The following is a 23,929-nucleotide window of genomic DNA, read 5'->3' as shown; positions in this document are numbered from 1 at the left end:
CGCCATCCTTCCCGCCGACGATCGCCTGATCGTCGGTCTCGACATCACCGGACGCGCCGAGGCCGAAGCCCTCGTGGATGCGCTGGGCGATACGGTTTCCTTCTACAAGATCGGCTATCAGCTCGGCTATTCCGGCGGCCTGCCGCTGGCGGCCGAGCTGGTGCGCATGGGCAAGAAGGTCTTTCTGGACCTCAAGCTCCACGACATCGCCAATACGGTGGAAAAGGGCGTCGCCAACATCGCCGCCATGGGTGTGACGATGACGACCGTTCATGCCTATCCGCAGGTGATGCGCGCCGCAGCGGCAGGCGCTTCCGGCAGTCCGCTCTGCGTCCTCGGCGTCACGGTGATGACATCGCTGGGGCAGGACGATCTGCGCGAGGCCGGTATCGAGATGAGCGTGGAAGATCTGGTGATGCGCCGTGGGACCCAAGCGCGCGACGCCGGGCTCGGCGGCATCGTCGCCTCGGCCGCCGAAGCGGCCGCGCTGCGCAAACTGATCGGCCCCGATATGGCCGTGGTCACGCCCGGCATCCGCCCGGCCGGCGCGGATGCGGGCGACCAGAAGCGCGTCGTGACGCCGGCCGATGCCTTGCGCGCGGGGGCCTCGCATCTCGTCGTCGCCCGCCCGATCATCGCCGCGCCCGACCCGCGCGCTGCCGCGCAAGCCATCTTGTCGGAAATGGCGGGAGTCTGACGGGCCGGATCGTGCGCCCCTGCCTGGCGGGCGGCTCGCCGCCTTGCCTCCGGCGGGGCTGGCGGGCCATCATGGCGGGAACTGCTTTCGAAGGGGGGAGGAGAGACCCATGCCCAAGGCCTATTGGATCGCCCATGTCGATGTGAGCGACCCCGAGCGCTATCAGGATTATATCGCGGCGGCCGCACCGGCGCTCCAGCGCCACGGCGCGAAGTTCCTGGCGCGGGGCGGGCCGTTCGAGCCGCTCGAGGGCAACACCCGCGTGCGCAACGTGGTGATCGAGTTCGCCTCCATGGAGGACGCGCTCGCCTGCTACCGCTCGGCCGAATATCAGACCGGCAAGGGGATTCGCGAGGCCGTGTCCACGGCCGATCTTCTGATCGTGGAAGGCGTCGATTGACGAGGCCCGGCCCGGCGTCCCATCGCATTCGCGGGATGGAGCCGGGCGATCTTCCGGCCGTTTGCGCCATCGCAGCGACGTGCGGTGTGGGTCTTGGCTCCGACGCTTCGTTCAAAGCGCTTCTGCCGCGCTACGAGGTTTTCGTCGCCGCCTTGGAGAATGGCCAGATCGCGGGTTTTGCCGCCGCCGCGCCCCTCTCCGTGCTGGCTGGAGAGGCCGACGGAGACGGGTCGGAAGGCTGTTTCTGGATCGGCGCGCTCGCGGTCGATCCCGCTCATCGTCGCCATGGGCTCGGCACGGCGCTGCTCGGCGCGGTCACCGCGCGAGCGAACTGGTTCTTCTGCCGCGCGCTCGGCCTCTCCGACGCGCGGGAGGCCAATGCGATCCGCTTTGCCGAGCGCCATCGCTTTCTGGCGGTCGATCCCGAAAACTGGACGCCAGCCCTGCGCAAGCAAATCAGCGCGCAATGCCCGGACGGTGCTTCCTTAGGGGAGCGACGCCTTCTGATCCGCTGGCTTTGATCCATTTCGGCGCCGGAGCTGCGCTCGCCATGAAAGGGCCGGGAACGAGGGCGCAAGGAAAAGATTGCATTTGACTGCTATAGTGGTGCCGAGGCCGGGGATCGACCCGGCCCGGACAAGGAGTGAGACGCTTGTACGAGCTCTATGAATGGAACCATGCCGTTCTCGCTCCCTTTCGAGCGATGGCGGACGCGACCCGCACCTTCTACCAGAACCCCATGAACCCGCTGGCCGGGACGGAAATGGGGCGCACGGTCGCCGCCATGGCGGAGCTGTTCGAGCGCACCACCCGCGTTTACAGCAAGCCGGAATGGCAGATCCACGACACGCTGGTGGGCGGGCTCCGGGTGCCGGTGGTGGACCGCACGGTGATGACCAAGCCCTTCGCGCGGCTGGTGCATTTCGAGCGCGCCCTGCCCAAGGAGCGTCCCGCCAATCCGCGCTTCCTGATCGTCGCGCCCATGTCGGGCCATTATGCCACGCTGCTGCGCGGCACGGTGGAAGCGCTCCTGCCCTATGCCGAAGTCTACATCACGGACTGGATCGACGCGCGCCTCGTGCCGCTGACGGAGGGCCGGTTCGACCTCGACGATTACGTCGATTACATCATCGAGATGCTGCATTTCCTCGGGCCGGACACGCATGTGATCGGCGTCTGCCAGCCGGCCGTGCCTGTCATGATGGCCGCCGCGCGCATGGCGCATGACGAGGACCCCGCTGCCCCCGCCTCGATGACCCTGATGGGCGGGCCGATCGACACCCGCGTCAATCCGACCGGAGTGAACCGTCTGGCCGAATCCAAGGGCATCGACTGGTTCCGCGACAATGCCGTGATGAAGGTCCCGTTTCCCCATCCCGGCTTCATGCGCGATGTCTATCCCGGCTTCCTACAACTCACCGGCTTCATGTCGATGAATCTCGACCGGCACCTGATCGCCCATAAGGACTTCTTCTGGCATCTGGTGAAGAACGACGGCGATTCCGCCGAGAAGCATCGTATCTTCTACGACGAATACAATGCCGTGATGGACCTCACGGCCGAGTTCTATCTCCAGACGGTGGAAGAGGTATTCATCAACCATTCGCTGCCGCGCGGCGAGATCACCCATCGCGGCCTTCGGCTCGACATGAGCAAGATCCGCCACACCGCGCTTCTGACGGTCGAGGGCGAGAACGACGATATTTCCGGCGTCGGCCAGACCCGCGCGGCGCAGACCCTCTGCTCCTCCATCCCCGACGACATGCGCGTCCATTATCTCCAGCCCAAGGTCGGCCATTACGGCGTCTTCAACGGCTCGCGCTTCCGCGCCGAGATCGCCCCGCGCATCATCGACTTCGCTCTGACGCACGGACTCCAGGCGCGCGAGCGCCGCGCCGCTCAGCCTTCCCCCGCATCCACGGACGCCAGCGGCTCGAAAGACGAGGTGCCCGACCCTGCGGACGCGGCGCCCGCGCCCGCGCCCATGGCCGAACTGACGCTCGCCCCTCCGGCCGATCCGATCGAGGAAGCGGCCATGGAGGCTGAGCATCGCGCCGCCGAACTCGACTTGCCTCACGGGGTGGACGAGGCGGCGAGCCCCGCCAAGGGCGCGTCGGGCCTTATGAAGGCACTACGCAAGGTCAAGCGGAAGTCGTGAGGGAAAACGGGGGCGGCGTTGAATCGCCCCCGCTTCGCCACCATCTCGATCTATGGGATCGCTGCCCGCTACCCATGGGCTTTCGGTTGATGGACACCACGACATGAAATCTCACGCCTTGATCCGCCCCGCCTGGACCCCTGCCACGATCGCGCTGATGGTTCTGGGCTTCATGGCCTATTGGCCGCTCGGCCTTGCCGTTCTCGCCTATATCCTGTGGGGCGACCGGCTGGAGGCCTTCCGCTTCGACGTGAACCGCGCGACCGATAAGGTTGTGGACGGGTTTCGCCGTTCGGGCGCCCGGATGCCGTTCCAGGCCGGCGCGACCGGCAATCTCGCTTTCGACGAATGGCGCGACACCGAGCTGAAGCGCCTCGACGAAGAGCGCCGCCGGCTCGACAATGCCAGCGCCGAGTTCGAGTCCTATGCGCGCGAACTGCGCCGCGCCAAGGACCGAGAGGAGTTCGATCGCTTCATGAGCCAGCGCGGCCGCCGCGCCGGCGCGGTGGATGCCGATATCGTTCGCAACTGATCTGACTGGCTCGTCGCAGACATCGAAAGCCGCCGGTTCGCCCGGCGGCTTTTTCGTATGCCTTCCAGCCTGTGTCGCAAGGCGCTAGAAGGAGGTCCGAATGCGCCGGACCGGCGTGTCGTTTCGTGTGTCCGAACGGGGCCTTGCGGCCGAAGAGACGGGATGTCGCGTTTTCTGAAATCCATTCTCCCGAAGGCCCGGAAACCCGCCTTGCCGGAGGAATTGCTTGTGGCCGAGCGGCGCGTTCCCCTGGAGGTGCGCGAGCATCCGACCGCGCGTCGCATCACCATGCGCATGACGCCGGGCGGTGGCGGGGTTCGGCTGACCATCCCACGCCGCACGGCGCGCGCCACCGTTCTCGACTTTCTGGAACGCCATCGCGGCTGGGTGGAAGAGCGGCTCGGTCCCGCGCCCCAACTGGTCTGCGATGGCGCGCGCCTGCCCTTCCGGGGCGGGGCGCTTCTGGTGGTGCACGATCCCGCACGGCGGCTGACGCGGCTCGATCCGCCGCCGCAGGAGGGCGGCGACTGGCGTCTTCATGTCGGCGGTGAGCCGGCCCATACGGCGCGGCGCGTCGCCGACGCCCTGAAGCGCGAAGCCCGGCGCGATCTGGAGGCGGCGGTGGAGCGCTACGCCACGCAACTCGGCCTTCGCCCGCGCTCGATTTCGCTGAAAGACACGACGAGCCGTTGGGGTTCCTGCACGGCCGACCAGCGCCTGTCCTTTTCTTGGCGCATCGTCATGGCACCGCCCTTCGTGCTGGACTATCTCGTGGCCCATGAAATGGCGCATCTCCGGGAGATGAATCACGGCCCCGGCTTCTGGTCGCTCTGCCGCGAGCTTTGCCCCGGCATGGACGCGGGGCGGGCCTGGCTGCGCACGGAGGGCTCCGGCCTCCATGCGGTTCGTTTTTCGGCGGGCTGATCGTCGCAAATGCATTGGCAAACCGGCGCTGCGCTTTACACTCGCCGTATTCCGAGGCGATAAGACTGTCTTTACACGAGCTTGAGCCTCACGGGCCGCTTCGATCGGCCGAACCGGGATGAACGCGTGACACGACCGCATATCAAGATCTGCGGACTGAAGACCGAAGCCGATATCGACACCGTGCTGGAGCGCGGCGGCAAGGAAATCGGCTTTATTCACTTCGCCCCGAGCCCGCGCCATCTGGAGATGGACGCGATGATGCGCCTGCGCGCCCATGCACTGGGCCGCGCCGCCGTGACCGTCGTCACCGTCGACGCCGACAACGAGACGCTGGCCCGCATCGCCGAGCGCATCCGGCCCGACACGCTGCAGCTTCACGGCTCCGAGTCTCCCGCGCGCGTCGCCGAGATCGCGGCGCTGACCGGCCTGCCGGTGATGAAGGCGATTTCCGTTTCGATGCCGCAGGATCTGGAGGCCGTCGCCCGGTTTCGCCCCGTCGCCGACCGGATTCTGCTGGATGCCAAGCGCCCCAAGGGCTCGGTCTTGCCGGGCGGCAACGGCGTGTCCTTCGACTGGAGCCTGCTCGACGCGCTCGGCGAGGACCGTCAGTTCCTTCTGTCGGGCGGCATCAACCCGTCCAACGTGGCCGAGGCCGTGCGCCGCGTTCGCCCGCAGGGGCTCGACGCCTCCTCGGGCCTGGAATCCGCCCCGGGTCGCAAGGATGCCGGCCTGATCCACCGTTTCTTCGACGCGCTCGACGCCGCTGCGCTGGCTGGCGCGTCCGATGCTTCCTCCAGCCTTGAGCGACGCTTCGCATGACCGAGATCCCGACCCCCAATTCCTTCAAGCTCGGCCCGGACGATGATGGCCGCTTCGGCCTATTCGGCGGTCGTTTCGTTGCCGAAACGCTGATGCCCATCATTCTGGACCTCGAAGCGGCCTACAAGGCGGCCAAGACCGACGAGAGCTTTCTCTCGCAACTCGCCGATCTCCAGACCCATTATACCGGCCGCCCGAGCCCGCTCTATTTCGCCGAGCGGCTGACGGAGCATTTCGGCGGCGCGCGCGTCTACTTCAAGCGCGAGGAACTGAACCACACCGGCTCGCACAAGATCAACAACTGCCTCGGGCAGATCTTGCTCGCGCGCCGCATGGGCAAGACGCGCATCATCGCCGAAACCGGCGCGGGGCAGCATGGTGTTGCCACCGCCACCGTCTGCGCGCGCTTCGGCATGCCGTGCGTCGTCTTCATGGGCGCGACGGATGTCGAGCGCCAGAAGCCCAACGTCTTTCGCATGAAGCTTCTGGGTGCCGAGGTGCGCGCGGTGACGGCCGGCGCCGGCACGCTGAAGGACGCCATGAACGAGGCGCTGCGCGACTGGGTGACCAATGTCGAGGACACGTATTACCTGATCGGCACCGCCGCCGGCCCGCATCCCTATCCCGCCATGGTGCGCGACTTCCAGCAGATCATCGGCGACGAAACGCGCCAGCAGATGCTGGATGAGACCGGCGCGCTGCCGGACGCCGTGGTCGCCTGCGTCGGCGGCGGGTCCAACGCCATCGGCATGTTCCGCGCCTTCCTGGACGATCCCTCCGTCGCGATCTACGGCGCGGAAGCGGGCGGTCATGGGATCGACGTGCCAAACGGCCATGCCGCCTCCATGAGCGGCGGCCGGCCCGGCGTGCTCCACGGCAACCGCACCTATCTTCTTCAGGACGAGAGCGGCCAGATTCTGGAAGGGCATTCCATTTCCGCCGGCCTCGACTATCCCGGCGTCGGCCCCGAGCACGCCTGGCTGCGCGACACCGGCCGCGTCTCCTATGTGCCGGTGACGGACACCGAAGCGGTGGACGCCTTCCATCTCTGCACCCGCATGGAAGGCATCATCCCGGCGCTGGAATCGGCCCATGGCCTCGCCCATGTCGCCAAGATCGCGCCCACCATGAGCCGGGACCAGTCCATCGTCCTGTGCCTCTCGGGGCGCGGCGACAAGGACGTTCACACGATCGCCAAGTCCATGGGGCTGGAAATCTAAGGACAAGCCATGCCGGCGATCTCGATCGACGTGACCTGCCCGGACGAGGCGACGGCGCGCGAGATCGCCGATGCGCTTCTGGGGCGGCGTCTGGTGGCCTGCAGCCAGATCGGCGCGCCGATCGAGAGCCGCTACTGGTGGAACGGGACGATCGAGCGGGCGGCCGAAGTGCCGCTTGTACTGAAAACGCGGGCCGATCTTTTCGAGAGCGTGGCCGCCGCGATCCGCGATCTGCACCCCTATGAGACGCCTGCGATCCTGGGAACGCCTATGCTGGCGGACGAGGCCACCTTGAGATGGATCGCGGACGCCTGTATCGCATCCTCTTGACGAACTCTGGATGACGAACCGGGCGCGAGGCTTTACCATGACGACACGCATCGAAACGCGCTTTGCCGATCTCAAGGCCGAAGGGCGGCCCGCGCTCGTGACCTTCATCATGGCGGGCGACCCGGACGGGGCGACGACGCTGGAAGTTCTCAAGGGCCTGCCGGGCGCGGGCGCTGATCTGATCGAACTCGGCATGCCCTTTTCCGACCCGATGGCGGATGGCCCGGCGATCCAGCGCGCCGGCCTGCGCGCGTTGAACGCCGGCGAGACGCTGGGCCGCACGCTGGAGACGGTGCGCCGCTTCCGCGAGATCGATGATCGCACGCCCATCATCCTCATGGGCTATTTCAACCCGGTCTATATCTACGGCGTCGATCGCTTCGTGGCGGATGCCAAGGCGGCGGGCGTCGATGGGCTGATCGTGGTCGATCTACCGCCCGAGATGGACGACGAGCTGTGCCTGCCGGCCGTGGAGGGCGGGCTGAACTTCGTGCGTCTCGCCACGCCCACGACCGACGAGAAGCGCCTGCCGGCGGTGCTCAAGAACACGTCGGGCTTCGTCTACTACGTTTCGATCAACGGCATCACCGGCTCCGCCGCACCCGACGCGTCGGCCGTGTCGGCCGCCGTTCAGCGCATCAAGGGCCAGACCTCGCTGCCCGTCTGCGTCGGCTTCGGCGTGCGCACGGCCGAGCAGGCCCGCGCCATCGGCCGCCATGCGGACGGCGTGGTCGTCGGCTCGGCGCTCGTCGCGGCCATGGAAGGCGCGGCGGAGGGCGGCACGCAGGCCGTGGTCGATGCGGTCTGCGGGCTCGTGCGCGAGTTGGCCGGCGGCCTTGCCGATCTGAAGCTTGCGGCGGCCTGAGCGGCACGCCATCTCACCCTTTCGCGCCCGCTGCGGGCGACACGCATTTCCGAGGGATCGCCCCGATGAACTGGATCACCAATTACGTTCGCCCCAAGCTGACCAGCCTTCTCGGCCAGCCCTCGCGCGAACTGCCGGAGAACCTGTGGATCAAGTGCCCGGAAACGGGCGAGATGGTCTTTCACAAGGATCTGGAAGCCAACCAGTTCGTCATCCCATCGTCCGACGTTCATATGAAGATCGGGGCGCGCGATCGCCTGACCCATTTCTTCGATGGCGGCGTGTTCGAGGAGATCGCGCTGGAAAAGGTGCCGCTGGACCCGCTGAAGTTCCGCGATTCCAAGCGCTACACGGACCGTTTGAAGGAATACAAGACCAAGACGGGTCTTGAGGATTCCGTGCTGGTGGCGGCGGGCGAGATCGAGACGCTGCCGATCGTCGCCGCCGTTCAGGACTTCGCCTTCATGGGTGGCTCGCTCGGCATGGCGGCGGGCGAGGCCATCGTCACGGCGGCCGAAACGGCGGTGGATCGCAAGCGTCCGCTGGTTCTCTTCGCGGGCTCGGGCGGCGCGCGGATGCAGGAAGGCATCCTGTCGCTGATGCAGCTGCCGCGCACGACGGTCGCGGTCGATATGGTGAAGGATGCCGGCCTTCCCTATATCGTCGTTCTCACCAATCCGACCACGGGCGGCGTGACCGCCTCCTACGCCATGCTGGGCGATGTCCACATCGCCGAGCCCGGCGCGGTGATCGGCTTTGCCGGCGCGCGCGTCATCGAGCAGACGATCCGCGAAAAGCTGCCCGAAGGCTTCCAGCGGTCCGAATATCTGATGGAGCATGGGATGGTGGACATGGTGGTCCATCGCCACGAGCTGAAAGGCACGATCGCGCGCCTTCTGAAAGTTCTGACCAAGACCCCGGTCGCGCTTTTGCCGCCGCCGCCCGAAAACGACGGTGCGGCTCCGGCCGAAGCCGACGCCGCCTGACACCCGGAGCGCCCGTGACATCCGTTCCAAGCCTTGCCGATCAGGAAATCGGCAAGCTTCTCGAACTGCACCCGAAGGGCTTCGACCTGAAGCTCGACCGGATCTTGCGCCTTCTGGACGATCTCGGCGCGCCGCAGCTTCGCCTGCCGCCGACGATCCATGTCGCGGGCACCAATGGCAAGGGCTCCACCTCGGCCTTTTCCCGCGCCATTCTGGAGGCGGCGGGCCGTGCGGTGCATGTCCACACCTCGCCGCATCTGGTGGACTGGCGCGAGCGCTACCGGCTCGGCCAAGCAGGCGGTCGGGGCGAACTCGTGTCGGACGAGGAACTGGCGGAAACGATCCGCCGTGTCGCCACAGTCAATGCGGGCCGGCCCATCACGGTGTTCGAGCTTCTGACGGCGGTCGCCTTCGTGCTCTTTGCCGAACATCCGGCCGATGCGACGGTGCTGGAAGTCGGGCTCGGCGGGCGCTTCGACGCGACCAACGTGATCGAGACGGCGGCGGTCAGTGTCGTCACCGCGATCTCGCTGGATCATCAGGCTTTCCTCGGGGATACGGTCGAGAAGATAGCGGGCGAGAAGGCCGGCATCTTCAAGCGCGGCGTGCCCGTGGTCATCGGCCCGCAGACCAGCGAAGGGGCGCTCGGCGTCCTGCGCCGCGAGGCGGAGCGGACCGGCGCGCGCGTTCATGTCTATGGGCAGGATTTCCTGGCCTTCGAGGAGCATGGCCGCCTCGTCTATCAGGACGAGCGCGGGCTGATGGACCTGCCCATGCCGCGTCTGCCCGGCCGGCACCAGCTCGGCAATGCGGCGACGGCCATCGCGGCGCTGCGCGCGGGTGGCTTCGACCCGCCCCAGGCCGCGATCGAAGCGGGGCTGACGCGCGTCGAATGGCCGGGTCGTCTCCAGCGCATCACGTCGGGCCGGCTCTTCGATCTTTGCGTTCCCGGCTCCGAACTTTGGCTGGATGGCGGGCACAATCCCGGCGCCGGCCTCGTCGTGGCCGAAGCTCTGGCCGATCTGGAAGACCGCACGCAGCGCCCGCTGTTTCTGATCGCGGGGATGCTGAACACCAAGGAGCCGGTCGGCTTCTTCGAAGCCTTCGCCGGCATGGCGCGCCATGTCTTCACCGTGCCGATCCGCTCGTCCGACAGCGGCCTGTCGGCGGAGGAGCTGGCCGATGCCGCGATCGACGCGGGGCTGGAGGCCGAGCCCTGCGACAGCGTGGAAGAGGCGATCCGGCTGGTCTCCACCGGCTGGCAGTCGAGCCCAGCGCCACGCTTTCTCGTCTGCGGCTCGCTTTATCTGGCGGGCGATGTCCTGCGCGAAAGCGGCCTCGCGCCGCGCTGAGGAACTTGGACCACGCATAAAAAAGCCCGCGCACCGCGCGGGCTTTTGACGTTTGGGGCTTGGTCGATCAGGCCGCGACGTTGGAATTGATCCAGGCGACAAGCTTGGACTTCGGGGCCGCGCCGACCTGAACCGAGGCCTGCTCGCCATTCTTGAAAAGCATGAGCGTCGGAATCGAGCGCACGCCGAACTGCGCGGCGAGGTCCGGGTTCTCGTCGATATTCACCTTCACGATGTCGACCGCGCCCATCTCTTCCGAGATTTCCTCGAGCGCCGGGGCGATCATCTTGCAGGGGCCGCACCACTCAGCCCAGAAGTCCACCACGACGGGCTTGGCGTTCTGCAGAACGTCGGACTGGAAGCTGTTGTTGTCGGTCTTCTTGGTGGCCATGGTCAGGCTCCGGTGAAGGCCGGGCTTTAAAGCCCGGCGAGGGGAGGGGGAATGGGTGCGACTCACGTGAGACGCTCCCGTTCTGTCGTCCATAGGTAGATGGGCCGAGGCCCCTCTTCAAGCCGAGCCCTTCGCGCCGGCGGCTTGGCGGGCCCGCGCGGCAATGGCGCGGTCCATGGCCTTGGCGCTGATCTCCACCAAGACCGGCCCCTCGGTGTAGAGCAGAGCCGCCCGGATTTCGGCTTGGGGATAGAGTGGCTTCAGAAGTTCGCGATAAAGCGCGAGCTGCAGGACATAGGGCGGCGGCACGTCCTCCGGCGTTTCGGTGAACACTCTGTTCGTCTTGTAATCGAGAATGCGCACGATCCCGCCCTCGACGCGGAGCCGGTCGATCGAGCCGTTCACGACATAGGAATGGCCGCCGAGTTCCAGCCGACCCGAGACGGAAACCTCGGCGCGGCTGCCTTCCGCGAAATAGGGGGAGAATCGCGGATCTTTCAGGAGACCGCAGGCGCGGTGCAGCACGGCTTCGCGATCCTCCCGCGTCAGGAAAGCACCGGCGACGTCCAGGAAGAGGCGCGCGCGCGCTTCGCGATCGTCCGGCGCGATGTCGGGCAGGATTTGCAGGAGCTTGTGGACCAGCGTGCCACGCCGGATGGCGACGCCCGGCTCCCGTCCGCCGCCCAGAACCGGCGAAAGCGCGTCCGGCGTCAGCGCCTCGTCCGGCTCGCGCGGCTGGATGTCGAGTTCCTCCAGCGTTTCGATGCGATGCGCGCCGCCGGCCGTGGACGGAGCGAGCGGGCGCGGCGGGGGCGGCTCTTCGGGCAGCGGTGACAGGTCGAGTTCACGCGAGGGCGCGGCGGGCGGGGCGAGGGCGGCCGCCGCCAGCCGGTCCCGCGCGGGGTCGGCACCCAAGCGCAAGGCGAGGCGCTCGCCCGTTTCCGTGTCCTTGATCTCGCGCGCATGGGGGGCGAGGGCGCTTTCCACCCGTTGCAGCCAGGAGGCGGCGTCCGGCCCGCGTGTGCCCGACAGGCCGCACACCACGAGCCGGTCGGCCGCGCGTGTCATGCCGACATAAAGAAGCCGGCGATATTCGTCCTCCGCGAGAGCGCGCTCGCGCTCTTGCAACGCGCGCACCACGTCGTTGCGCAGGGCCGATTCCGGGCACCAGAGAAAGCCAGGCGGCTGGTCGGGCGCGAGACCCGGCATATCGCCCCATTCCAGGAGCTTCGCCCCATGGCTGTGGCTGAACGGCGCAGAGCCGGGATCCACCAGAAACACGACGGGCGCTTCCAGACCCTTGGAGGCGTGGGTCGTCATGATCCGCACTTCGCCGCGCCCGCCTTCCATCTCGCGCTTGATCTCGGGCGGCGAGGCTTCGAGATCGGCCAGAAAAGCGTCGAGCCCGCCGCGCCCGGCCGATTCTTCGGCCAGCGCCAGATCGAGAAACGCGTCCACCACATCGCCCGCGTCGCGCCCCAGCCGGGCGACGAGCTGGGCGCGTCCGCCCTCCGGCCCCAGAATGCGGGCAAAGAAGGTGAAAACCGATTCGAAACCCGCGCGCCGGCGCAGCTCCTCCAGCCGCTTGAAGGCCGCGCTCGCCTTCACCAGCAGCGCCTCGCGCGCCGCGCCCTTCACGAAATCGGGCAGGCGCTTGTCGGCATCACGGAAGGTCAAGAGGCGCAGCGCGAGATAGAGCGGCTCGGGCCGGCCCTCGTTGCGGCGCGACAGGGCGAGCGCCATGAGGTCGTCGTCGGAAAAGCCGAAGAGCGGGCTCTTGAGCACGGCGGCGAGGGACAGTTCGTCCTCGGCGTTCGACACGGTGCGGCCGAGCGCGATCAGGTCCGACACGGCAATATGCTGCGTGATCACGAGCCGGTCCGCGCCCGCGACGGGAATGCCGGCTTCGCGCAGCGCCGCGCCCATCGCGCCCACGAAGCCGGAGCGCTTGCGCACGAGAACGAGCACGTCGCCCGCGCCCAGCGCGCGCCGCTCGCCCTTCACGCTGATCGGCTCGCCGATCCAGCCCTTGATCGTCTCAGCGATCCGCCGCGCCAGCCGGTTGGCCGGCGAGGCTTCCGGCTCGTGGTCGATCGGGTCGAGCCAGTCGTCCGACTCCGACTTGGCCGAGGGGATCAGCGCTGGCCAGACCTCGATCAGCCCCGGCTCGGCCCCGCGCGCCGAGACATGGACGGGCGGCTCGCCGCCGAAGGTCAGGCCGCGCCGGTCCTCCGGTTCGGCGAAGACCTGATCCACCGCGTTGAGAACATCGGCCACGGAGCGGAAGGAGCGATGCAGCTCGACCCGCTCGAAGGGCAGGCCGGCGGCTTCCGCGAGGCGCTGGAGGTTCAGCCGCTCATTGGTGAACATGGCGGGCGAGGCGCCCTGGAAGGAGTAGATCGACTGTTTCTCGTCGCCCACGGCGAAGATGGTGCGCGGCATCTTGCGGGCCGTGCCGCCGGCGAAGAATTCCTCCACCAGCTGGCGCACGACCTCCCATTGGCGCGGGCTCGTATCCTGCGCCTCGTCCACCAGAACATGGTCGATGCCCTGATCCAGCTTGAAATGAACCCAGCTCGAAGCGTCCGAGCGCAGGAGAAGATCGGCGGTGCGCACGATGAGGTCTTCGAAGTCGAGCCGCCCGCGCTTGCGCTTGAGCGCCTGATAATCGCCCTCCAGCTTCTCGGCGATGGTCAGCGCCGCGCGGCTGGCGCGAAACAGGCGCAGCGTCGCCAGCCGCTCGCAGGCCGCGTCCATGAAGTCGGCGGCTTCCTCCAGCCGGTCGGCGAAATCCGGGAAGGCGTCGGCCACGGCCTTGGTCGCGACGGAGGACGGCTTGTAGCGCCCGCCATCCTTTTTCTGCACGATCTCGCGCAGCGCCTCGAAGCGGCGCGCCGGAGTTTCGGCGGCCTCGAAAAGGTTGAGCTTCTCCACAAGCTTGGCGTCGGTCGCCTTGACCGAGCGCGCGGCGGCCTCGGCCAGCGCCTCGCGGAAGCTTTCCTCGAAGCCCGGCGGGTCGATGGCTCCGGCGAGGATCGTGTCCTCGTCGTCGCCCTCCCTCAAGCCCAGCGCCTCGCGCAGGCGCGGCACCGCGCCTTCCACGCCCCCCGTGGAGGCGAGATGGCGGCGGATGCGGTCACGCTTGGCGACGATCTCGCCGAGTAGCGCGTCGAGCCCCCATTCGCCCGCCAGCGTCAGCGCGTCGGCAAAGGCGAGCGTCAGTTCGGCGCGCTCGGGATCACCTGGTTCGTCGGTCGAGCCGGCGACGAACATGCGCCGGGCCTCGCCCAGAAGCAGCGCGCTTTCCGTCTCGTCCATCACTTCGAAATGGCCGGGAATATTGGCCTCGATCGGGAATTGATGGAGGATCGCCTCGCAGAAGGCGTGGATGGTCTGAATCTTCAATCCGCCCGGCGTTTCCAGCGCGCAGGCGAAGAGCCGGCGTGCCCGCGCGATGCGCTCGCGCGAGGGGCGCTTCTGCTCCAGGGCCTCCAGGGCGCGGCCGAGCGCGGCCTCGTCCATCGTCGTCCAGGCCGCGAGGCGCGAGAAGACGCGCGTCTGCATCTCGGCGGCGGCGGCCTTGGTGTAGGTCAGGCACAGGATGCGCGAGGGCTCGGCACCCGACAGGAGCAGGCGCACCACGCGCTCGGTCAGAACATGCGTCTTGCCCGAGCCGGCATTGGCCGCCACGAAAACGGAAAGCGCGGGGTCGGAGGCGATGCGCTGCGGGTCCGCCGCCGCATTGAGCTTGGGCGTCAGGACGTTCATTGCGCCTCTCCTTCCTCGGCCGGGCCGGCGACCGACCATTCCCGCGCCCGCGCCAGATGGTCGTAGGGACCGGACGTATCGCCCGCTAGAAACGGACGGGTGCGCGAGGGATAGGTCTTGTCAGCGGCGCGATAGGCCGCGACGAGCCGGCGGAAGCTGGCAAGCGCGGCGGTGGCAAGATCGTCGCCCGATTGCGGCTCGCCCGTGCGCCCGCCGCCATGAGCAAGCCGCTCGTCGTAGAACTCGCGCTCGCGCAGGCGCACATAGAGAAGATCGGCGACGGAGGAGACCGGCCCCAGCGCCTCGAACCCGCCGAGCCGCGCCATGGCGGCTTCCAGCGGCAATTGCGGGGCAAGCAGGGTGCGCGCCTGTTTGACGGACGGGTGTGTGCCGGTCTTGTAGTCCACGATCTCGATGCGCCCGTCGCGCAATCGGTCGATGCGGTCAGCATAGCCCGTCAGCGTGAAATCGAGATCGGGAAAGGCGACTTCGCCGCGAATCTCGGTGAAGCTTTCCGCGATGCCGGGCGCGCGTTCGCGCTCCCATTCGATCATGTTGCGCGCCAGCGTTTCCATGCGCGGCCACCAGATGGCTTCGATTTCGGCCGGCAGCTTTTCCCGCTCGAACTCCTCCCGCGCGATGGCGAGAAGCTTCGCCTCGGCGTCCTCGGCGGCTGGGTCGACGCCCTCGGCGACGAAGCGATGCAGAATGGCGTGGTAGAGATTGCCGCGCTCGGGCGCGCCGGGCGCGCGCAGCATCTCGGGCAGCGGGTCGAGCCTGAGGATGCGGCGGGCATAGATCGCATAGGGATCGCGCACCCAGGTCTCGACCTCGGTGACGGAGGCGCGGCGCGGGCGCACCTCCAGCGGCGGGCAGGGCTCCGGCCGGCGCGCGTGCGCTTGCGGCTCCACCGCGTCCAACTGGCGCGCATGGTCGAGATAAACGCGCCCGCGCTCCAGAAGCTCGGCCTCGCCCGCCTTGCCGGCGAGCGTCAGGATGCGCTGGAGCCAGCGCGAGCGGATGGCCGGCGAGCCGCCCGAACGATGGGCGCGCGCCATGATGACGCGCTGATTGCCGAGCGCCATCCAGAGATCGTGCGCGGCCAGGCCGATGCGCCGCTCGGGCGGGTCGAGCGCGATTTCGGTGCGCATGACGCGCGAGAGAAAGGCGTCGGAGCGTGCCGCGCGCGGCCAGACGCCCTCGTTCAGGCCGCCCAGGATCATGACATCGACATTCTGCAGGCGCGCTTCCAGCGCACCCCAGACGAAGACCCGCTGCGACAGGCCACCGCGCGGCTGCACGGTCACGTCGTTCATCAGGGCGCGCACGACATCGGGCAGCTCTTCCGGACGGAAGGCAAAGCCGGTGTCGGGCGCGGAGACGAGCGAGCGCAAGAAATCGCGCAGCGCAATGCCGGCTTCCTCGGCGTAGAGGTTGGTCGGCTTGCCGCTTTCGTCACGGCCCAGGGCTTCGAGAACCCGCGTCAGGCAGACGGCATAATCCGCGATCTCGCCTTCGCCATCGTTGCGCAGGCCCGCCAAGGGCTTCAGCGCCTGTTCCAGCGCCTCGCAGAGCCGAGCTGCCTTGTCGCGATCCTCGTCGGACAGAAGGCGCACGGGGCGGGGCGCACGCGAGCCCGGCGCCTCCGCCTCGGCGCGCCGGCGCTGGAAGAGGCTCGCCAAGGCCGCGCCATCGGCCGTGCCCGTTCCGCCGCGAAGGGCGATGAGTTCCACCACACGCGCGGCATCACGTGCGTCCGCCGCCGGCAGGCCGAGGCGCAGGAGCGGGTGCTTGAGAAGCGAGAGAAGCGCGACGGGATCGCCGGGCTCGAGAGCCGCGGCGAGGGCCAACTGCGTGAAGGTGCCCGGCGGCGTCGCCCAAAGCGGACGGCCGGCGGAATCGTTGGCCTGCACACCGAACCGCTCCAACTCGGCCTCGACGCGGCGGGCGAGGTTGCGGTCGGGCGTCGTCAGCGCGACGGTCGCCTCGGGGTCCGACAAGGCGTCGCGAATGGCGACCGCGATGGCCAGCGCTTCCTCGCGCTCGTCTGACGCTTCGATCAGTTCCAGCCCGTCGAGTGCCGTCCGCCCGTGTTTTGTGGCCTGCTCGGCCCAGAGATCGGTGGTTTCGGCCGGGCGCAGCGCGTCGGACATGAAGCGTTCGCGTGCGAGGAGCGGGTCGCCCTCGTCCGGGGCGAGGGAATGGACGAGATCGCGCCCGATCAGCAGGCCGCCGAGAATGCGGCGCATGACGTGCTGCGGGTGGCCGGGCGCGGCGATGGAGCGCTTGGCGTCGATCGCCTGGAAGCTCTCCTCATCCAGATGGCAATCCACCCCCGGCAGGATCAGCGCGCCGTTCGGCAGATTGGCGATGGCCTGAAGGTAGCGCACGGTGGAGGGGGCGGTGGCGGTGGTGCCGGCGACGATGATCGGGGCCTTGGGCTGCGCCCGGCGCAGGCGCTCGGCCTCCGCGTCGAACCAGCGTACGCGCGCGGCGGCGCGGTCCTGCATTCCGCGCTCTTCCAGAATCGCCGGCCATTGCTCGGTCAGGATCTGGAGAAAGGTCAGCGTCAGCTGCCACCATTCGGCCAGCCGGTCGGGCGCGAGCTGGGCCAGTTGGCCGAGGCCCGCTTCCTCGTTCACCGCTTCGTCCAGAAAGGCGCAAAGGTCTTGCGCGAGATAGAGCGCGTCGGCGCTGGAGGCGGGCAGGATCAGCTCTTCGCCGGCCAGGAGCCGCAGCGACGCGCGGTTGAGGCTTTCCTTCCAGATGCGCACGAGCCGGCCCAGAAGCAGCCGGCGCTCCAGAGCGGTCATTTCCGCGATGAGTTCCGCCCCCGGCCCTTCCTCGAACAGGGCGCTCGGGTCGTCGGCATCGCCCAAGGGGTGGATGCGCGGCAGGATGGCCGCCGCGCCGCCCAAGCGTTTGGCGAATTCCTCGCCGAGCGAGCGCACCGCGCGGCGCGTTGGCACGAGAATCGTCAGTTCCGCCAGAGCCAGCGGATCGTCGGCGAAGCTCAGGCCGGGCAGAAAGCGGCCGGACAGGATGCCGTCCGCCAGCGTCGGCAGGAAGGGCAGGCCGGGCGAAATGGAAAAGACGTTGGGGCGCATGGCCTTAAGTCTAGCCGACATGGCCGGTGAAGACCAAGCTCCGGCACGCCGCAATCCCCCACCGCCTATCGCAAGGGCGCTGAGGAGCGTCCACGGTGCGCGGCCACAAGTGGAGCCGGCGGGGGCCGAACCGCCGGCTTCGCGTTCTCATGATTTGGCTGGCCGCCCCGCTGGGGCCGGCGTCAGGCGTTCTGAACGCGCGTGGCGCTGGCCGCGAAAGCGGCTTCCGCGTCGTGGATCGCCTGCGGCGTGCCGACGGTGAGCCAGAGCCCGTCCAGCCGCCCGCCGAACAGGCGTCCGTTCTCGATCGCCGTGTCGAAGACGCGGTTGAGCGAGAAGCTTTCCTCGGGCAGGCACTTGAAGATATCGGGCTTCAGGATGCCGGCCCCGGCATAGATGAAGGGGCTCATGTCCCGTTCGGCGACGCGCTGCAGCCGGCCTTCGCGGTCCATGGTGAAATCGCCCCGTCCGTCATAGCCCGTGGCCTGCCGCATCTCGGCGATCAGCAGCAGCATGTCCGCTTCCGCCGGGTTCCAGAGATCGGCCAGAAGATCGAGATTGTCGCGGTAGCCGTCGATCCAGAACGTGTCGGAATTGATGAGATAGAAGGGATCGGAGCCTAGATGCGGCAGGGCGCGCACGATGCCGCCGCCCGACTCGAGCAGCTTGTCGCTCTCGTCGGAGATGATCACTTCCATATCGCGCCGCTTGCGCAAATGCGCGCGCAGAAGGTCCGCCATGTAGTGGACGTTGACCACCACCCGCTCCACGCCGTTGCGCGCCAGAGCATCCAGCCCATAATCGATCAGCGCCTTGTCGTTGATTTCGACCAGAGGCTTGGGGATCATCGAGGTGATCGGGCGCAGGCGCTTGCCGAGACCCGCCGCCAGGATCATCGCCGTCCTGGGCTTCGGCGCGCGGCGCGGCGGGCGGGCGTGAAGGGGCGTCGGGGCGAGGGTCTGAAGCGTCATAAGTCCTGCGTTCGGGCGGCTGTGTCATCGAGAAGAGCCCAGTCCCGGTAGAGAGCGGCGAGGTCGCCGAGAACCGGATGCATCAGGCTGCGCTGAAGATAGGATTGAATACGCGGAATGTGACGCAGGTATTGCGGCTTGCCGTCCCTGCGAAACAAGCGCACGAAAATTCCCAGAATCTTCGTGCTCCGTTGCGCACTCATGATCGCATAGTCTTGCGCGAAACGCGCGCGATCGAAAATCCCATCCTGGGCTGCTCTAAGACCGATATAATGATCGAGCAGGCGCTGTTCCAGTTCGAGCGGCATATCGACCCGCGCGTCCTGCGCCAGTGACGCTACGTCATAGGCCGAAGGGCCGATCATCGCGTCCTGAAAGTCGAGGATCGCGACCTGTTTCAGACCGGCCTCGTCCGGCCGCCACACGAGGTTCGGCCATTGCAGATCGCGCAGGACGATGGCGGGCTCGGCATCGCCCAACCGGTCGAACAGAGCGTTCCAGACAGTTTCGAAGCGCTGGCGCTCGGCCTCATCCGGCAGACGGCCGCGCAGATGCGGCCAGTACCAGTCCAGAAGCAGGCTGACTTCGATGGACAGCGCGCCCCGGTCGAAGGGCGGGACGACATGAACGGCATCGCCCAACGCCGGCAACTCGCGGCGCGGCGGGTGCGCGTGCCAATGCGCCAGCGCGGCCATCGTGGCCTCGTAGCGCTCTGGGATGGGGCAGTTGGTTTCATCCAGCACGATGCCGCGCCCGAGATCGGACATCAGCACGAAGCCGGCATCGAGGTTGGCGTCGAGAATCGCCGGCGCGCCGAGGCCCGCCTCGCTCAAGGCGCGGGCGATGGCGACGAAGGGCAGAACCGTTTCGGCCGTGTGCGCGATGCGCGCATAGGGCAGGCCATCGCGCACGGGCGGGCCCAGAACCAAGGCCGGCGAGTCCATGAGGATCATCGGCCCCGCGCCATGCGCCGCCACGCTCTCGTAGCGGCGGGCCGAAGCGTCGCCCTGGAACGGCGCGCGGTCGGCTTCGGCAAAGCCGGCCTGCGCGAGAAAGTCCCGCGCCGCCAGCGTGCGAGCCACGCGCTTGGCCGCATCCTCCGTCGCGCGGATATGGGCCGTCCGCCCGCTCGCCGGGCCGTCGGTCAGTTCGATGTGAAGGCTGGCGCTTGCCAGCGTGTCCGGCGCGCGCTCGGGCCATTCCACCAGAACGAGCCCGGTTTCCACGGCCTCTTCGAAGCCGAGTTCGTCCAGCTCGCTTTCGTCGCCGAGGCGGTAGAGATCGAAATGCGTGACTTTCGGCCGGGTCTCGTAGATTTGCGCCAGCGTGTAGGTCGGCGAGGGCACTTCCAGCGCGGGGTCGCCCGCCAGCGCCCGGATGAAGGCGCGGGCGAAATGCGTCTTGCCGGCGCCGAGATCGCCCGAGAGCGCCACCACGTCGCCCTGTTTCAGGACGAGCGCGAGGTCGGCGGCCAGGCGCGCCGTCGCCGCCTCGTCCGGCAGGGTCCGTTCGAAAGCGGAACTCAGCCGGCTCATTCGGCGGCGAGATCCCGCTCCTGCCGGCGGAGCGGGAAACGGCAGGTCACGACCGCGCCGCCCTTCGGGCCGGAGGAGATCGTCACATCGCCGCCATGCAGCTCCACGAAGCTCTTGACGATGGAAAGGCCGAGCCCCGCGCCCGACTGCCGGCCACCGGCCGGATCGGTCTCGAAGCGCTCGAACATGCGCTCGACATTGGCGGGCGAGATGCCGGGGCCTTCGTCGGCGACGGCGAAGAAGAGATTGTCGCCCCGCCGGCGCGCAGTGAGGCGCACGGTCGAGCCTTGCGGCGCGAAATTGGCCGCGTTGGACAGAAGGTTGAAGAGAACCTGCGTGACGCGGTGCCCATCGGCGCGGAAGCTCGCGCCGGCCTGCGCGATGTCGATGTCGAGCCGGATGTCGTTGTCGCGAAGCCGCTCGCTCACCGCCTCGGCCGCGTGGTCCACCGTATGGGCGATGTCCACGTCGCCCAGATCGAGATCCATGATCCCGGCGTCGATCGTGGCCAGATCCAGAATGTCGTTGACGATGGTGAGCAGTGTCGTGGTCGAGGTGCCGATATAGTCGAGATATTCGCTTTGGCGCGTGTTGAGCGGGCCGGTCTCGGGCGAGCGCAGGAGCGCGGAAAAGCCGATGATGTTGGTCAGCGGCGAGCGCAGCTCGTAGTTCACGTGCTGGACGAAATCGTTCTTCAGACGCGAGGCATGTTCCAGCGCGTCGTTCTTCTCGCGCAGCATCCGCTCGGCGCGGCGCGCGTCGGTGATGTCGGAGAAGGTGAGCATGGTCTGCCCGTTGGGCAGGGGCACGATGCCATAGGCCTGCACGCGCCCGTCGGAGAGTTCGAACTCGCCCGATTGCGCCTCGCGCGGGGCTTCGTCGAAAGCGGTGACGGCATGGGCGAAGCCGGTCCAGCTGGCTTCTGGCTCCGAACCATCGGCCGGGCGGCGGATCGTGACCGTCGCGGTGGTCGCGAAGGCGCGGACATGCGGCTTGGCGTCCAGAAATTCCTGCGACAGACCCCAAAGCTCGGCGAAGATCGGGTTGGACAGGCGCAGGCGCCCATCCTGGCCGAACACCGCGACGCCTTCCCTGAGATAGTCGAGCGTTTCGCCCTGAAGGCGCACCAGCGTATTGAGGCGCGATTCCAGTTGCAGCTTCTCGGTCAGGTCTTCGAACACCCAGCTCGCGCCGCCAGAGGGCTCGGGGCTGGTGAAGACGCGCAGCGTGCGCCCGTCCGTCAGATGCCAAAGCGCGTCGGTCGGCTGCGTGGCGCGGTGCGCGGCCTGGATCTCGGCCTTCACGTCGCGCAGCGGCCGATCGTCCGGGAGAACGCCGACGGAGCGCAGATGGTCGAGGATCGATACGAGATCGGGCGCGCGGTCCAGATAGGTCGCCGAGAGGTTGAAGAGCTTGGCGAAGGCGGAATTGTGATAGGCGAGCTGCGTCTTGTCGTCGAAGCGGGCCACTGCCGTCGTCAGATGGTCGAGCGTTTCGGAATGCGAGCGCACGGTCTCGCGCAGCTCGCGCCGCACGCTTTCGGTCTCGGAAATGTCGATGGCAAGGCCCGCCGAGCCGAAGGGGCCGGCCGCGTCCACCACCAGGAAGTTGCGCCGGTCGGCGTCCACCACGGCGCTGAGCCGGTTCAGGAAGCGGCCCGACTGCGCGCGGCCGGCGACGATCTGCGCGCGGTCCTGCTCGTTGAGGAATTCGGTCTGTGCGTCCACGGCGGAAATCACGCCCGGCGCGTCCACGGCGCGCGCGTAGGCGTCGTTGACCCAGACCAGCCGCTCGTCCTCGCCGCGCAGCCACATGGGCAAAGGCGCTGCGTCGAAGAGTGCCTGCATGGTTTCGATCATGCCATTGGCGCGGTTCTGTTCGAGGCGCAGCGTCGCGATCTCCTCGCGCAGCCCCGACAGCGGCGTGAAGCGTACCACGGCGAGCGCGCCGGCCGTGCGGCCCGCGATCTCCAGAACATGGCCGCCGGCCGATTCCACTTCCATGCGGAAGGCTTCGGCGCGGTTGCGCAGCTGCGACAGGGCGCGGATCAGCTCGCGCGCTTCCTCGGGGGCCATCCAGCCTTCGAAGTCGAGAAAGGCGGCCGTGTCCTGCGGCGCACCGAAGAGCTTGGGCAGCGTGCCGACGAGATCGGGCGCGCCGGAGCCACTGAAGACGAGAAGGCGCTGATTGTCATCGGCCAGAAGCGTGCCGCGCCGATCCGCCTCGTTGAGCGCGTCGGACAGGTCGGCGCGCAGGCGCTTGTTCTCTTCGGCGGTCGCGGCCTGCTGGCGGATCAGCCAGACGGCGGCGATCATCGCCGCGCCGATGGTGAGGCCGATCAGCGCGAGGTTGAGCACCGTTTCGGGGCGCATCGCCCCGGAGGCTTCCTCAGCCCGCGCGCTCGTGACGCCGAGCGCCAGAAGCAGCGCGGGCGCGCCGCGCAGCACCCGGCCGAATCGCGTGTCGAGCATAGACAGAAAGCGGGTCGCCGAACCCGCCTTCATCATGGATTTCAGTCGTGTCATCCCCCGTCCTTCTCCGCCGCCTTTCGAGAAAAGACAGTTGTCCCCGTCACCGACGCCCCGCTCCCCAACGGGGCGACGATTCGTAAAACTTAAACGGTGGATAACCTCAGAGAAAGCGCAGGAACGGCACAGACGTTAAAAAAGAAAATACGCCGAAGGGGTTGCCTTCGGCGTATTCGACCCCTGCTTGTGAGGACCCCGAGTCGTTAGTACCGGTAGTGCTCAGGCTTGAACGGGCCCTGCGGTGTCACGCCGATATAGGCGGCCTGCTCGTCCGACAGGGTGGAGAGCTTGACGCCGAGGCGGCCGAGGTGAAGGCGCGCGACCTTCTCGTCCAGGTGCTTGGGCAGCACATAGACCTTGTTCTCGTATTTCTCGCTTTTGGTGAAAAGCTCGATCTGCGCCAGCGTCTGGTTCGTGAACGAGGCCGACATGACGAAGGACGGGTGGCCCGTCGCATTGCCCAGATTCAGAAGGCGGCCTTCCGACAGAAGCAGCATCCGCTTGCCATCGGGGAAGGTGACCATGTCGACCTGGGGCTTGATGTTGGTCCAAGTCAGGTTGCGCAGCGAGGCAACCTGAATCTCGTTGTCGAAATGGCCGATATTGCCGACGATCGCCATGTCTTTCAGAAGGCGCATCGTGTCGAGCGTCACGACGTCCTTGTTGCCGGTGGTGGTGATCACGATGTCGGCGGTGGGGGCTGCGTCCTCCAGCGTGACGACCTCGAACCCGTCCATCGCCGCTTGAAGCGCGCAGATCGGATCGACTTCCGTCACCTTAACGCGCGCGCCGGCGCCCGCCAGCGAGGCGGCCGAACCCTTGCCCACATCGCCATAGCCGCAGACCACCGCGACCTTGCCGGCCATCATCACGTCGGTGGCGCGGCGGATGCCGTCCACCAAGGATTCCTTGCAGCCGTACTTGTTGTCGAATTTCGACTTGGTCACGCTGTCATTGACGTTGATCGCGGGGAAGGGGAGGAGGCCCTTCTTCTGCAACTGGTACAGGCGGTTGACGCCCGTGGTGGTTTCCTCGGTCACGCCCTTGATGGCGTCGCGCTGGCGCTTGAAGAAGCCGGGCGAAAGCGACAGGCGCTTCTGGATCTGGCGGAAGAGGATTTCCTCTTCTTCGGAGCCGGGGTTGGACAGGACGTCCTCGCCCGCTTCGGCGCGCGCGCCGAGCAGGATGTACATCGTGGCGTCGCCGCCATCGTCCAGAATCATGTTCGCGGGCTCACCGTCCGGCCACTGGAACAGGCGGTCGGTGTAATCCCAATATTCGTCCAGCGTCTCGCCCTTGACGGCGAAGACCGGCGTGCCGGCGGCCGCGATCGCGGCGGCGGC

19 protein-coding genes are annotated in these 23,929 nt (G+C 67.8%); 12 read left to right on the top strand and 7 right to left on the bottom strand.

All coding sequences use genetic code 11. The annotated features are described in order from the left end of the window. Positions 1-4 precede the first annotated feature (4 nt). The 12 genes from pyrF (at position 5) to NS365_RS14925 (ending at position 10,286) form a co-directional block, all read left to right on the top strand. Complete coding sequence (gene pyrF, locus NS365_RS14980; protein ID WP_058601101.1) at positions 5-697, top strand: orotidine-5'-phosphate decarboxylase; 693 nt, start codon at positions 5-7, stop codon at positions 695-697. A gap of 109 nt (positions 698-806) precedes the next feature. Next, positions 807-1,097, top strand: a complete 291-nt coding sequence (locus NS365_RS14975; protein ID WP_058601100.1) for a DUF1330 domain-containing protein — start codon at positions 807-809, stop codon at positions 1,095-1,097. Beyond that, the gene (locus NS365_RS14970; RefSeq protein ID WP_153003802.1) at positions 1,094-1,618 is read left to right on the top strand and encodes a GNAT family N-acetyltransferase; all 525 of its coding nucleotides are present in this window, start codon (positions 1,094-1,096) and stop codon (positions 1,616-1,618) included. The genes NS365_RS14975 and NS365_RS14970 overlap by 4 nt, the downstream gene beginning before the upstream one ends. A gap of 131 nt (positions 1,619-1,749) precedes the next feature. Beyond that, positions 1,750-3,255 (top strand): polyhydroxyalkanoate depolymerase, encoded by a 1,506-nt coding sequence (locus NS365_RS14965; RefSeq protein ID WP_082684626.1) that lies wholly within the window; start codon positions 1,750-1,752, stop codon positions 3,253-3,255. 103 nt (positions 3,256-3,358) lie between these two features. Continuing rightward, positions 3,359-3,787, top strand: a complete 429-nt coding sequence (locus NS365_RS14960) for a DUF2852 domain-containing protein (protein ID WP_058601098.1) — start codon at positions 3,359-3,361, stop codon at positions 3,785-3,787. Positions 3,788-3,949: 162 nt separating this feature from the next. Then, positions 3,950-4,711 (top strand): M48 family metallopeptidase, encoded by a 762-nt coding sequence (locus tag NS365_RS14955; protein WP_058601097.1) that lies wholly within the window; start codon positions 3,950-3,952, stop codon positions 4,709-4,711. Positions 4,712-4,837: 126 nt separating this feature from the next. After that, complete coding sequence (locus NS365_RS14950; RefSeq protein ID WP_058601122.1) at positions 4,838-5,533, top strand: phosphoribosylanthranilate isomerase; 696 nt, start codon at positions 4,838-4,840, stop codon at positions 5,531-5,533. Further along, a complete protein-coding gene (trpB, locus tag NS365_RS14945) occupies positions 5,530-6,753 on the top strand; it encodes a tryptophan synthase subunit beta (protein ID WP_058601096.1) in 1,224 nt (407 codons plus the stop codon). The genes NS365_RS14950 and trpB overlap by 4 nt, the downstream gene beginning before the upstream one ends. Before the next feature lie 9 nt (positions 6,754-6,762). Next, positions 6,763-7,083 carry a divalent-cation tolerance protein CutA gene (cutA, locus tag NS365_RS14940; protein WP_058601095.1) on the top strand — a complete coding sequence of 107 codons (321 nt, stop codon included), beginning with the start codon at positions 6,763-6,765 and terminating at the stop codon, positions 7,081-7,083. Between the two features lie 37 nt (positions 7,084-7,120). After that, entirely contained in the window at positions 7,121-7,948 is an 828-nt protein-coding gene (trpA, locus tag NS365_RS14935; protein WP_058601094.1) for a tryptophan synthase subunit alpha, read from the top strand. 65 nt (positions 7,949-8,013) lie between these two features. Then, positions 8,014-8,934, top strand: a complete 921-nt coding sequence (gene accD, locus NS365_RS14930; protein ID WP_058601093.1) for an acetyl-CoA carboxylase, carboxyltransferase subunit beta — start codon at positions 8,014-8,016, stop codon at positions 8,932-8,934. Positions 8,935-8,948: 14 nt separating this feature from the next. Further along, a complete protein-coding gene (locus tag NS365_RS14925; protein ID WP_058601092.1) occupies positions 8,949-10,286 on the top strand; it encodes a bifunctional folylpolyglutamate synthase/dihydrofolate synthase in 1,338 nt (445 codons plus the stop codon). A gap of 67 nt (positions 10,287-10,353) precedes the next feature. Here NS365_RS14925 and trxA read toward each other — a convergent pair whose 3' ends face one another. The 7 genes from trxA to NS365_RS14890 form a co-directional block, all read right to left on the bottom strand. Continuing rightward, positions 10,354-10,677 (bottom strand): thioredoxin, encoded by a 324-nt coding sequence (gene trxA / locus NS365_RS14920; protein ID WP_058601091.1) that lies wholly within the window; start codon positions 10,675-10,677, stop codon positions 10,354-10,356. 117 nt (positions 10,678-10,794) lie between these two features. Further along, positions 10,795-14,445: a double-strand break repair helicase AddA gene (addA, locus tag NS365_RS14915; RefSeq protein ID WP_058601090.1), complete on the bottom strand. Its 3,651-nt coding sequence runs from the start codon at positions 14,443-14,445 to the stop codon at positions 10,795-10,797. Further along, complete coding sequence (gene addB, locus NS365_RS14910) at positions 14,442-17,552, bottom strand: double-strand break repair protein AddB (protein ID WP_058601089.1); 3,111 nt, start codon at positions 17,550-17,552, stop codon at positions 14,442-14,444. The genes addA and addB overlap by 4 nt, the downstream gene beginning before the upstream one ends. 182 nt (positions 17,553-17,734) lie before the next feature. After that, the gene (locus NS365_RS14905) at positions 17,735-18,523 is read right to left on the bottom strand and encodes a nucleotidyltransferase family protein (protein ID WP_058601088.1); all 789 of its coding nucleotides are present in this window, start codon (positions 18,521-18,523) and stop codon (positions 17,735-17,737) included. Beyond that, positions 18,520-20,058: a tRNA (adenosine(37)-N6)-threonylcarbamoyltransferase complex ATPase subunit type 1 TsaE gene (gene tsaE, locus NS365_RS14900; RefSeq protein WP_058601087.1), complete on the bottom strand. Its 1,539-nt coding sequence runs from the start codon at positions 20,056-20,058 to the stop codon at positions 18,520-18,522. The genes NS365_RS14905 and tsaE overlap by 4 nt, the downstream gene beginning before the upstream one ends. After that, the gene (locus NS365_RS14895; RefSeq protein ID WP_244498456.1) at positions 20,055-22,583 is read right to left on the bottom strand and encodes a sensor histidine kinase; all 2,529 of its coding nucleotides are present in this window, start codon (positions 22,581-22,583) and stop codon (positions 20,055-20,057) included. Before NS365_RS14895 ends, tsaE begins: the two co-directional genes overlap by 4 nt. Before the next feature lie 206 nt (positions 22,584-22,789). Continuing rightward, on the bottom strand, positions 22,790-23,929 hold a 1,140-nt coding region (locus tag NS365_RS14890), incomplete at its 5' end, for an adenosylhomocysteinase (protein ID WP_058601086.1).

The organism is Aureimonas ureilytica, assembly GCF_001475935.1.
Lineage (GTDB): Bacteria > Pseudomonadota > Alphaproteobacteria > Rhizobiales > Rhizobiaceae > Aureimonas > Aureimonas ureilytica_A.
The sequence above is the reverse complement of the archived record's forward strand: the minus strand, read 5'-3'. Positions and strand labels throughout refer to the sequence as shown.